Source organism: Kitasatospora sp. NPDC041917, assembly GCF_055589745.1.
In genome coordinates, this window is sequence record NZ_JBVJBI010000010.1 from 118,793 (window position 1) to 130,686 (window position 11,894).

Consider the following 11,894-nt stretch of genomic DNA (forward strand, 5'->3'; position numbering starts at 1 on the left):
CCCTCGGAGCCTCAGAGCCTCAGAGCCTCAGACCTCAGACCAGACGGCGGGCGGTGGCCCAGCGGGTCAGTTCGTGGCGGTTGCTCAGCTGGAGCTTGCGCAGCACCGCGGAGACGTGGCTCTCGACCGTCTTCACCGAGATGAAGAGCTGCTTGGCGATCTCCTTGTAGGCGTAGCCGCGGGCGATCAGCCGCAGGACCTCGCGCTCGCGCTGGGTGAGCCGGTCCAGGTCCTCGTCCACCGGCGGGGTGTCGGTCGCGGCGAAGGCGTCCAGCACGAAGCCGGCCAGCCGGGGCGAGAACACCGCGTCGCCGTCGGCGATCCGGAAGATCGCGTTCACCAGGTCGGCGCCGGTGATGGTCTTGGTGACGTAGCCGCGCGCGCCGCCGCGGATGACGCCGATGACGTCGTCGGCGGCGTCCGACACCGACAGCGCCAGGAACTTCACGCCCTCCCGTCGCTCGCCACCGCTCTTGTCCGAGGCGCTGCGCGCCGCACCGCCCGACCCCTCGCCCATCACCCCGGCCGAGCGGCGCAGCACCTCGACGCCGCCGCCGCCCGGCAGGTGGACGTCGAGCAGCACCACGTCCGGCCTGGTCTCGGCGACCACGCGGACCGCCGAGTCCACGTCGTCGGCCTCGCCGACCACGTCGATTCCGGTCACCTCGGTGCGGCCGATCTCGGCCCTGACCCCCGTCCGGAACATCCGGTGGTCGTCCACCAGCACGACCCGCGCAGAACGCTCCGGAGCTGCCTCAGTCATCCGCTCTCTCCATCTCCAACTCGACCTCGGTGCCGCCGCCCGCCGCCGGCCGCACCCGAGCGGTGCCGCCGTTGCGCTTCATCCGGCCGATGATCGACTCCCGTACGCCCATCCGGTCCTCGGGCACCGTGTCGGGGTCGAAGCCGGGGCCGTGGTCGCGGACGAACACCGACACCGTCCTCCCCTCCACCTCGGCGTAGACCTGGACCGGTCCCCCGCCACCGTACTTGGCCGCGTTGACGGTCGCCTCCCTCGCGGCCTGCATCTGTGCCGCGATCCTCTCGTCCATCGGGCAGTCGCCGACGATCACCAGCTCCACCGGGACGCCGTGCCGGTCCTCGACCTCGGCGACGGCGGCCCGCAGGCTCTCCGCCATGGTGTCCGGCGCGGCCTCGGCGGCGGCCTCCGGGCGGTACAGCCACAGCCGCAGCTCGCGCTCCTGCGAGCGGGCCAGCCGCAGCACCTCCTTGGGGTCCTCGGCCCGGCGCTGGATCAGGGTCAGGGTGTGCAGCACGGAGTCGTGGATGTGCGCGGCGATCTCGGCCCGCTCCTGGGCGCGGATGCGGGCCGTGCGCTCGGCCCCGAGGTCCTGCCAGAGCCGCAGTCCGTACGGGCCCAGCAGCACCAGCACGCCGGCCAGCACCGCGAGCGAGGCCTCGACCACCGAGCCGAGCGTGGAACCGCTGCCCTGCATGGCGAGCAGCGCGATGGTGCCGGCCACCGCGAGCAGCACGCCGGCGCCGACCCGGGTGTAGGCGCCGCGCCGCTTCTCGCCCTCCTCGATGCCGAACCAGCGCTGCCAGCGCGAGTCGTCGGCCTGCCGCCAGACCAGCGCCACGCCGACGCCGATCGCCAGCAGCGGCCAGGTGTACGGCTTGGCGGTCTGCAGGCCGAGCACGTTGAGCAGGGCGATCAGGCCGATCACCGTCATCACCAGGGCGGCGAGCTGGCCCAGGCCGCCCTGCCCGGCCTTGCCGGCCGGCGCCGCCTCCTCCCCCTCCGCGGGGGAGCCCACCGGCTCGCCCTGCAGGGTGTGCTGGAGCAGCCGGCGCATCCGGGCCACCCAGCCGCCGGCCTGGCCGCCCTTGCTCAGCAGGCCGCCCTGCACCCCGGGCGAGGCCGGGACGAACACCCCGTTGACGTACACCCACTGGGCGCCGCCGCGCTGCGAGGGCTCGCCGATGCCGATCGGCACCACGAACCAGAACGCGGCGTACAGCAGGGCGCCGATCCCCTGCGCGAAGAACAGCACGACGAAGGCGATCCGCACCCACCGCACCGGCAGCCCGAGGTGCACCGCCAGGCCGTGCGCGACGCCGCCGAGCATCCGTCCCTGCGGGCTGCGGTAGAGCCGCCGGTAGGGCGGCCTCCCGTCGTCGGGCGCGCTCGGGTCGGCGCCGGCCGACGACGCGGCGTCGGGGGCGGTGGGTCGGGGATCGGTACCGGGGGCTGCCACGGCACCGATGGTTCCACGCGCGCGCCCACGGGCGCATCAGGGTGTGTCCCCATCGCGTATCAGGGACAAGTCAGGGTACGGACAGGGATCGACCCGGTTGGGCCGGGCCCGCCCCTGCCGGAAGGATGGTGCCCATGACCGAGGACCCCCGCATCGAGGAGGCCGGGCCCGCCGCCCCGCCGGAACCGGACCGCCCGCCACTGACCCGGGCCGAGCACCACCGCGTGGTGGCCGGCGTCTGCGGCGGCCTCGGCCGGCACCTGGACATCGACCCGGTGGTCTTCCGGATCGTCACGGTGGTGCTCTGCCTCTCCGGCGGCCTCGGGCTGTTCCTGTACGGCCTGGCCTGGCTGATCGTCCCGACCGACGACGAGTCCAAGGGCCGCGGCGGGCGCACCGAGCTCCAGCGGGTGCTCACCGGGCGGGTGGACGGCCAGTCGGTCGGCGCGGTTCTGCTGACCGTGATCGGCACCGGGGTGTTCTTCTCCTCGATGGGCGACGGGGACCAGATGTTCCCGCTGCTGCTGCTCGCCGCCCTGGTCTTCCTGGCGGTGCGCTACGACCCGGAGCGCCGCCGGGGCCGCGGCCGGGGGCGCGACCGCCGCGGCGGCGGGCCGTACGACCGCCACTTCCCGGGGTCCGACGGGTCCGAGGGCACCGGGGTCACCGGGGTCACCGGCGGCGCGGCGGGCGCCGGGAGCGCCGGGGCCTACCGCTGGCCGCGGCCGGAGCAGGACGAGTCCGCCCGGGCCGCCGGAAAGGGCCCCGCCGACAGCCCGGCCCCCGGCGCCGGCGGCTACCTGTGGGACCCCCGCCACCCCGAGCGCAATCCGTACGGGGGCGGCTCCTCGGCCACCCCGACACCGCCCTTCGGCACCCCGACCCCGCCGTTCGGCACCCCGGTGCCGCCGGCCGGTGGCCCGGCCCGGCCCTGGTGGCAGCGCGCCGACCTGCCGCAGGGCGACCCGCTGCGCAAGGAGCACCCCGGGCGACGCCCCGCGCCCGCCGCCGTACGGCGCCCCCGGGAGCGCTCGGCGCTCGGCTTCTTCGGCTTCCTGCTGGCGATCGGCGCGGGCGCCGCGGTCTGGGCCGCCTCCGCCGACCACCACGACCCCACCGTGCTGGGTGCGACGGTGCTGGCCGCCGCGCTGCTGGTGGTGGGCCTGACGCTGCTGGTCGGCGCGAAGTTCGGCCGGGCCCGCCGGCTGGCGGTGACCGGCCTGCTGCTCACCCTGGCGCTGGCCTTCGTCGGCCACTCACCGGACTCCATGCGCAACGCCGTCGGCGATCGCGACTGGACCGTCGCCTCGGCGACCGACCTGCGCGACCGGTACAACCTGGGCGCCGGGCAGATCAGGCTCGACCTCTCCGCGCTCGACCCGGCGGGGGCCACCCTCGCCACCAAGGTCGACCTCGGAACCGGCGACATGACGGTCACCGTGCCGGACGACATCACGGTGAACCTGGTGACCCGGGTCGGCCTGGGCAACGTCACCGTCCCGGGTGAGCGGAGCGACGGCACCGGGCGGCACACCTACCTGATCGGCCCTGCCAACGGGCAGCCGGCCAAGGGGACCCTCAATCTCGAACTCGGCATCGGGCTCGGCAACATCAAGGTGGTCCAGCAGTGAGGAAGCACCGGCTCGACCTGTTCTCGCTGATCGCGGGCGCGCTGTTCACCGTACTCGCGGTGCTCTACCTGGTCGCGGCGCTCAACGACCAGTCGGTGAACGGGCGGATCGTCATCCCGGTCACCTTCATCGTGCTCGGTGTCGGCGGCCTGGCCGGCGCGGTCGCGGCGGTGGCCCGGCGCGGCCGGCCCGACCGCGAGGAGTGAGCGTCCGGGGCAGGCCCCCGGACGTCCCGGGCCGCCCCTGACCGGCTCCGGGCCCTCAGCCCGGCTCCGGGCCCTCAGCTCTGCTGCGGGCCCAGGGCCAGCCGGTCCCCGTCCTTGCTGACGGCGTACTTGGGCAGCGGCTTGACCGCCGGCCCGTTGACCACCGCACCGGTCGCGGCGTCGAACCGGGAGCCGTGGCAGGGGCAGTACAGCTGGCCGTTCTTCGGCGCGTCCACGGCGCAGCCGGAGTGGGTGCACACCGCGGAGAAGGCGCAGTACTGGCCGGCCTTGGGCTGGACGATGTAGACGGCGTCCCCGGTGGCCGGGTCCTTGACCTGGGCCGAGCCGCCGACCGGCACGCTCGCGGCGGGCACCGTGGGCGCCGTCGCCGGGGCGCCGGAGGCCGGGGCCGCGGCGGACGGGACGGCGGAGACCGGGGCCGCCGACGGCTCGGGCGCGGCCGGCTTGTCCCGGCCGAAGGTCCGGGTCAGCGAGCCGGTGAGCAGCCCGGCCCCGCCGATCGCGACGGCCGCGATCCCGCCGTCCACCAGGGCCCGGCGCTTGACGTGGTCCTCGCCCAGCCCGCGCGCGCGGTCCCGTCCGGCCCGGCGGGCCAGGTAGCCGTCCACCGACAGGTACGGCGTGCCGGCCAGCAGCAGCGGCGTCCAGGCCATCAGGTAGGCCAGGTCGTTGCCGAGGTAGTACGGCGAGACGCTCCAGCTGACGGTCAGCCACAGGCTGAGGTTGAGCAGCGCGCCGCCGAGCGCGGCGACCCGGCCCCAGAGGCCGAGCAGGGTGCCCAGGCCCACCGCCAGCTCGCCGAAGGCGACGGCGAGCGCGAACAGGGTCGGGTGGTCGAGGGCGGGGCCGAGCAGGAAGGAGATCGGGCTTCCGCCCGCCTTGGCGGCCTGGGTCTGCGAGACGAAGGACGCCGGGTCGCCCGCCCCGGCCAGGAAGTGGGCGTCGGAGAGCTTGTCGAGCGCGGCGTAGACGAAGGTGACGCCGAGGAAGAGCCGCAGAGGCAGCAGCGCGTACGTGGACGCGAGCGCCCGCAGTCGCGCCGCCCTGGCGGCCCGGCCGGCCGCGCCGCCACCGGCCGGCACCGAGTTGCTGGCCTCCGACATCCCTCACACCTTCCCTCGCCGCCTGCCAGTCCCTGACAGGTCCGGTCCGCATTCTGCCCGCTCCCGGCCGCTTTCGGTGGGAGGTCCTCCCGGAGAGCGACGCCCGCACCGCAAACGGTCGCGCCGTCGCTCCCTCCAGTACGGGAACGACGGCGCGACCGTTCAGGCATCGGCCTCAGGACGAAGAAGCGTCCCGGCGGCCGGCGGGAGTGATCACTCCCACTCGATGGTGCCCGGCGGCTTGCTGGTGACGTCGACGACGACGCGGTTCACGTCGCGGACCTCGTTGGTGATCCGGGTGGAGATCTTCGCCAGCACGTCGTACGGCAGGCGCGACCAGTCGGCGGTCATGGCGTCCTCGGACGAGACCGGGCGCAGCACGATCGGGTGGCCGTAGGTGCGGCCGTCGCCCTGCACGCCCACGCTGCGGACGTCGGCGAGCAGCACGACCGGGCACTGCCAGATCTCGCGGTCCAGACCGGCCGCGGTCAGCTCCTCGCGGGCGATCGCGTCGGCGTCGCGGAGCAGGTCCAGACGCTCCTTGGTGACCTCGCCGACGATCCGGATGCCCAGGCCCGGGCCCGGGAACGGCTGGCGCTGGACGATCTCCTCCGGCAGGCCCAGCTCCTGGCCGACCATCCGGACCTCGTCCTTGAACAGCTTGCGCAGCGGCTCCACCAGCTGGAACTGGAGGTCCTCGGGCAGGCCGCCGACGTTGTGGTGGGACTTGATGTTGGCGGTGCCGGTGCCGCCACCGGACTCCACCACGTCCGGGTACAGGGTGCCCTGGACCAGGAAGTCGACCGACTCGCCCTGCTCGCCGGCCTCGGCGACGATCTCGGCCTGGGCCTGCTCGAAGACCCGGATGAACTCCCGGCCGATGATCTTGCGCTTCTCCTCGGGGTCGGTGACCCCCTTCAGCGCGTTCAGGAAGCGCTCGGCGGCGTCGACGACCTTCAGCTGGACGCCGGTGGCGGCCACGAAGTCCTTCTCGACCTGCTCGGTCTCGCCCTTGCGCATCAGGCCGTGGTCGACGTAGACGCAGGTCAGCCGGTCGCCGATGGCCTTGTTGACCAGGGCGGCCGCGACCGCGGAGTCCACGCCGCCGGACAGGCCGCAGATCGCGCGCTTGTCGCCGACCTGCTCGCGGATCAGGGCGATCTGCTCGTCGACCACGCTGCCGGTGGTCCAGGTCGGGGCGATGCCGGCGCCGCGGTAGAGGAAGTGCTCCAGGACCTGCTGGCCGTGGTCGGAGTGCAGCACCTCGGGGTGGTACTGGACGCCGTAGAGCCGGGCCTCGTCGTTCTCGAAGGCCGCGACCGGGACCAGGTCGGTGGAGGCGGTGACGGCGAAGCCCTCCGGGGCGGCGGAGCAGGCGTCGCCGTGCGACATCCACACCGAGTGCTGCGCCGGGACGCCCTCGAACAGGGTGGAGCCGGTGCGGGAGACGGTCAGCGGGGTGCGGCCGTACTCGCGGGCGCCGTTGTTGTCGACGGTGCCGCCGAGGCTCTTGGCCATCAGCTGGAAGCCGTAGCACATGCCGAAGACCGGGACACCGGCCTCGAAGATCGCGCGGTCGATCTGCGGCGCGCCGTCTTCGTAGACCGACGAGGGGCCACCGGAGAGGATGATCGCCTTGGGGTTCTTGGCGAGCATCTCGGCGACCGGCATGCTGCTCGGCACGATCTCGCTGTAGACCCGCGCCTCACGCACCCGACGGGCGATGAGCTGGGCGTACTGGGCGCCGAAGTCGACCACCAGGACGGGGTCGTTGTCCGGCGCGGACTGGACGGGAATTGCAGAGGACACAGACGGCCTTCCGGCAGCGGTATCGAGGTGTCACGCGTGGCCGCCTCCCCGGCGGGACTGCGGCTGCGGCGGACGGTGTGGGGTGTCTGGACACCGATTCTACCGGGCTGTCCGGTTTCACTCGTCTGCCCGTCCAATGAACCGTGACCGGGCGGGGCCGCGGTTCGTTGCTTCTGACGAACGTACGGCCGCGCCGCGTCCGCCAGACGCGCCGCCCGTCCCCGCGGGGGCACCGTACGGCAGCAGGACCACGCGTGGAGCTCCACCCCAGTCCACCGGCGCACGTGGTGCCGCCGCCCGGTCCGCCGGGCGCGCGGCTCCGTGGGACCGTGCGCGGGTGCCGCGGCCGGCGAGCAGGGGACAGCGACCCCGGCCGCGACTGGGCCGAGAGGTGGGACGGCCGGAGTCCGGGGACGCCCGGGACCGGCCGTCGCACCCCCGGTCCGTTCCGGTGCGCGCCCGGGCGCACTCCCCCGTCCACCTCGTGCCGCTACGCGCGTCCCCGTGCGCCACAACCATCCGAACCACTACGCACCGTGATCATCGATGGCGGCCCCGTCGGGAAATGCTCTGTGCCGAACTGTGCCGAACCGGTTGCAGAGCGAGCCCCTTGTCCAGCACGATGCTCGTTGTAAGCGGTTCTCCTGGCGCCTCACGGCCCACCGAGGAGGCCCGCGACGGCGTTCTCCGCAGCCGCGCCGCAGGGCGGTGGCAGCGATTGTCAGTTCACGCTCCGTGAGCGTGGGACCGGCGCAGACCTGCGTGCCGACCCGCCGCGCACGGAGGTGCGCGCCCCGCACGGCCGGCCACCCACGCCGGAGCCTTGCGGCGCACCCCGAAGCCGACCGACACGACGGCGCTCCTCCCCCGGCGCCGTCACCCCAGCACCGGCGCGGCCCTGACGCCGAGTGCTGAACGACAAAGGGCCCCGTTCCCCCGCGGGGCCCTTTGCCCTTTCCCCGTGCTCCCGGCCTCCGGCACCGTGCTCCCGGCCTCCGGCACCCCGACGGCCGCCCGGGTCAGGGGTGCTTGCGCCAGACGCTCGGGTCGACCGGCTCCTCGGCCGGGGGCGGCGGCACCGCGCCGGGCACCGGCGCCCCGCCGGCCGGGACGGGCGGCTCCTCGTGCGAGTCGAGCACCTCGCTCACCCCGCCCCCGGAGTCGAACGGCGCGTCCTGCGGCACGACGGCCCGCGCCGGCCCGCCGTACCCCGGCACCGGACCGCCCTGCTGCGCCGGAACGCCGTGCGGCGGCGTCGCGTACGGCACCTGCGGCGGCACCGTCGCCGGGTGCGGCGCGCCGCCCTGGGCACGGGCGAACGGGGACTCGGCGTACGGCACCGCGCCGTTCGGCGCGCCCGCGCCCCGGTCGCGGACGGCCACCAGCAGCGGCGGCACCAGCAGGGCGCCGACCAGCGCCCAGACCGCGTTGGCCACCAGCGTGCCCAGGAACACCAGCCCGGCCGAGGACTCCTGCGAGAACTCCATCCGGGCGGTCTCGGTCCAGCCCGCCATGGACGTGGTCTCCACCAACCGCGCCCCGGAGAGCGCCATCAGCAGGGTGAGCGCCCCGGCGTGCAGGGCCGCCAGGCGCAGCCGGTCGGTCGCGTCCAGGCGCCGCCGGTACGCCGCCCAGCCGAGCACGCCCGCCGCGACGAGCGCGGCCAGGCCGGCCCAGCGCCAGTCGGCGCCCAGGTCCCGCAGGTCGAAGAAGGAGAACTCGGTGTCGTTGCTGCGGTCGCGCCACGAGCCGCCGCCGTCACCGGACAGACCGGTGTGCGTCCGGAAGCCCGCCCCCGAGCCGAAGCCGAGCAGACCGAGGCCGAGGTTGGGCAGGAAGGCCAGCGAGACCCCGGTCAACGCCCCGTCGTCGCTGTTCAGCGCGACCAGCAGGAAGGCCGCCACCGAGGACAGCCCCACCGAGACCGCGAGCGCCTGGCCGGCGGTCAGCGCGGCCACCGCCCAGCCGCGCACCGAGCGGCTGCGCCAGGCCGCCCAGCGCAGCGCGTCGGTGCCGTACACCAGGAAGGCCAGCAGGGCGGCCGGCACCACGGTCCAGGCGACCGCCTCCAGCCAGCCGGAGTCCGCGGTGACCAGCAGCTCCGGCTTCCCTCGGGAGTCGAAGTAGTCGGACTTCACGCCGCGGCCGTCCGGGCTCCAGTCCGTACCGCCGACCAGGCCGAGCGCCAGGCTCACCGCCGCGAGGACCGCCGCGGTGCGCATCGCCTCGGCGGCGGCCTGGCCCCGGGTCAGCTGGCCCTCGGCCGCCTTGCGCCGGCGCAGCCCGGCCCGCAGGCCGAGCCAGAGCGCCAGGCACCACAGGACCGTGACGGTCATCGGCAGCACCCGGACGGTCTCGGTCCAGCCGCCCGGACCCCGGCCCACCGAGCCCTGGTAGGCGAGCCGGAACGGCGCGCCGAGCGCGTTCAGGGTCATCGACAGCATCGCGCCGAAGCGCTCGCCGAAGCCGGGCGCCTCGAACCGGTACTGGTACTGGTAGTCGCCGGGGACCGCCGCGACCAGCGCCACGGCCAGCAGGACGAGGGTCGGCGCGACGGCCGCCCTGGCCGCCGGGCGCCAGTCCGCGGCCGTCAGCAGGCGCTGGAGGGCGGGCTGCCTGTCGTACGACTGCCCGGCACCCCAGCTGCCCAGGGCGGGCGGGGCCGCGGCCGCGGGCCCGTACCCCGGCTGTGGACCGTACCCGGGCGGCGGCACGGACGGCGGAACGGGCGCAGCCGCACCCGGAGGTGGCGGCGGGACGGCGGCCGGCGGGACGGTCGGCGGGGCCGGGGGCGCGAACGGCCGGCCGCACGACCCGCAGGCGGGCGCCCCCTCCGCCGAAGTCGCCCCGCACGATGTGCAGTTGGCCATGGCCCGCGTTCCCCCCGCTCGACGAGTTCCTGGCCGCCCCAGGGAGCCCGTTTATCCCATCGGACCCGAACGGCTGTCAACCGGGAACCGGCGCAGGCGGATTGGCCCGCCGGACCGGGTTCAGCCGCGCTTCTTCGGGACCTCCGGGACGGGCAGCAGCGGCAGCCGCAGCGCGCCGAACGCGCCCTCGGGCACGGCCGGCCGCACCGGCGCCACCGCCGCGACCCGCCGGTACTCCTCGCCCTGGGCCGGGCGCGGGTCCGCCTCGCCCTTGTTCGGCCACATCGACAGGGCGCGCTCGGCCTGGGCCGTGATGGTGAGCGAGGGGTTGACTCCCAGGTTGGCGGAGACGGCCGAACCGTCCACCACGCTGATGCCCGGGTAGCCGTACAGCCGGTGGTACGGGTCCACCACGCCGGTCCCGGGGGCGTCGCCGATCGGGCAGCCGCCCAGGAAGTGCGCCGTCATCGGGATGTCGAAGATCTCGCCTACGGTGCTGCCGGGGAAGCCGTTGATCTCGTCGGCCAGCGCCTGGGCGCCGCGCTCGGCCGCCGGGATCCAGGTCGGGTTGGGCTCGCCGTGGCCCTGGGCGGAGGTGAGCCGGGCGTTGCCGAGCGGGCCCTTCCGCAGCGAGACGGTGATCGAGTTGTCGAGCGACTGCATCACCAGGCCGATGATCGTCTTCTCGGACCAGCGGCGCTGGTTCATCGAGCGGGCGAAGGTCACCGGGTGGAGCGCCGAGTTGCCCAGGTAGCGCAGCCAGCGCGGGAGCGTTCCGCCGCCCCTGACCTGGGCGATGGACAGTGCGCCCATCGCGTTGGAGCCCTTGCCGTAGCGGACCGGCTCGATGTGGGTGTTGGCGTCCGGGTGGATCGAGGAGGTGATCGCCACGCCCTTGGTGAAGTCCGCCTTGGCGCCGTAGCGCCGGTCGGTGGTCTGCGCCCCCACCAGGGCCTCGGAGTTGGTCCGGGTCAGCTCGCCCAGCCGCTCCGAGATCCGGGGCAGGTGGCCGCCGTCCCGCATCCGGTGCAGCAGCGACTGGGTGCCGTAGGTGCCGGCCGCGACGACCACCCGGGCCGCGGTGATGGTCCGCGCGCCCGCCTTCACCCGGTCGGTCTTCGAGCGCGCGTCGGTGCGGCGCACGTCCACGGCGAAGCCCCGGTCCCCGTCGGCCCCGCCGATCTCCCGGATCCGGGCCACCGTGGTGAGCGGGTGGATCTCCGCGCCGCCCTTCTCGGCCAGGTACAGGTAGTTCTCGGTGAGCATGTTCTTGGCGCCGTGCCGGCAGCCGGTCATGCACTCGCCGCACTCCACGCAGGCCTTGCGGGCCGGGCCGGCGCCGCCGAAGTACGGGTCGGCCACCTCGCCCCCCGGGGCCGCCTCGGCCGTGCCTCCCCCGGACTCCGTCCGGGAGGTGCCCCCGGCGTCCTCGCCGTCGCCGAAGAAGACCCCGACCGGCGCCATGTGGAAGGTGTCGCCGACGCCCATCCGCTCGGCGGCCGCCTTGAGGTGGACGTCGGACGGGGTGAGGGTCGGGTTGAGCCGGACCCCGAGCATCCGCTGCGCCTGGTCGTAGAACGGCGCCAACTCCTGCTGCCAGTCGGTGATGTGGCGCCACTGCCGGTCCTCGAAGAAGGCCTTCGGCGGCACGTACAGGGTGTTGGCGTAGTTCAGCGAGCCGCCGCCGACCCCGGCGCCGGCCAGGATCAGCACGTTGGCCAGCAGGTGGATGCGCTGGATTCCGTACAGCCCGAGCCGCGGCGCCCACAGGTAGTTCGGCAGGTCCCAGGAGTTCCTGGGCAGTTCGTCCCGGTCGAAGCGCCGCCCGGCCTCCAGGACGGCGACCCGGTAGCCCTTCTCGGTCAGCCGCAGCGCCGCGACCGAACCGCCGAAGCCGGACCCGACCACCACCACGTCGTAGTCGAACTCCGCCGCACCGCCGGACTGCACCATCTGCCACCGCTCCTTCGCCGGGTGAACCTGTCTGTGGGGCGGCGGGCCGGGCCCGCGCGCACTGCGGGGCCCGGCCCGCCGC

Annotated in this window: 8 protein-coding genes and 1 pseudogene; 2 read left to right on the forward strand and 7 right to left on the reverse strand. The window is 74.8% G+C overall.

What is annotated here, in order from left to right:
• Positions 1-34 precede the first annotated feature (34 nt).
• The gene (locus tag ACZ6EM_RS14950) at positions 35-763 is read right to left on the reverse strand and encodes a LuxR C-terminal-related transcriptional regulator (RefSeq protein ID WP_401052299.1); all 729 of its coding nucleotides are present in this window, start codon (positions 761-763) and stop codon (positions 35-37) included.
• Complete coding sequence (locus tag ACZ6EM_RS14955; protein ID WP_452179511.1) at positions 756-2,090, reverse strand: ATP-binding protein; 1,335 nt, start codon at positions 2,088-2,090, stop codon at positions 756-758. Before ACZ6EM_RS14955 ends, ACZ6EM_RS14950 begins: the two co-directional genes overlap by 8 nt.
• A 263-nt stretch (positions 2,091-2,353) precedes the next feature.
• Here ACZ6EM_RS14955 and ACZ6EM_RS14960 point away from each other — a divergent pair, with 263 nt between their 5' ends.
• Positions 2,354-3,850 (forward strand): PspC domain-containing protein, encoded by a 1,497-nt coding sequence (locus tag ACZ6EM_RS14960; protein ID WP_465772523.1) that lies wholly within the window; start codon positions 2,354-2,356, stop codon positions 3,848-3,850.
• On the forward strand, positions 3,847-4,056 hold the full coding sequence (locus ACZ6EM_RS14965) for a hypothetical protein (RefSeq protein ID WP_359911252.1): 210 nt from the start codon (positions 3,847-3,849) through the stop codon (positions 4,054-4,056). Before ACZ6EM_RS14960 ends, ACZ6EM_RS14965 begins: the two co-directional genes overlap by 4 nt.
• Before the next feature lie 74 nt (positions 4,057-4,130).
• Here the strand turns inward: ACZ6EM_RS14965 and ACZ6EM_RS14970 are convergent, their stop codons facing one another.
• From ACZ6EM_RS14970 to ACZ6EM_RS14990, 5 genes and pseudogenes are all read right to left on the reverse strand, one after another.
• On the reverse strand, positions 4,131-4,604 hold the full coding sequence (locus tag ACZ6EM_RS14970) for a QcrA and Rieske domain-containing protein (protein ID WP_452179512.1): 474 nt from the start codon (positions 4,602-4,604) through the stop codon (positions 4,131-4,133).
• Positions 4,605-4,646: 42 nt separating this feature from the next.
• Positions 4,647-5,180, reverse strand: a pseudogene (locus tag ACZ6EM_RS14975) (DoxX family membrane protein); the annotation flags it as partial.
• Between the two features lie 213 nt (positions 5,181-5,393).
• A complete protein-coding gene (gene guaA / locus ACZ6EM_RS14980; RefSeq protein WP_380548910.1) occupies positions 5,394-6,989 on the reverse strand; it encodes a glutamine-hydrolyzing GMP synthase in 1,596 nt (531 codons plus the stop codon).
• 1,019 nt (positions 6,990-8,008) lie between these two features.
• The gene (locus tag ACZ6EM_RS14985) at positions 8,009-9,703 is read right to left on the reverse strand and encodes a hypothetical protein (protein ID WP_452179509.1); all 1,695 of its coding nucleotides are present in this window, start codon (positions 9,701-9,703) and stop codon (positions 8,009-8,011) included.
• 276 nt (positions 9,704-9,979) lie between these two features.
• On the reverse strand, positions 9,980-11,812 hold the full coding sequence (locus ACZ6EM_RS14990; RefSeq protein WP_465772524.1) for a GMC oxidoreductase: 1,833 nt from the start codon (positions 11,810-11,812) through the stop codon (positions 9,980-9,982).
• Between the last annotated feature and the right edge of the window lie 82 nt (positions 11,813-11,894).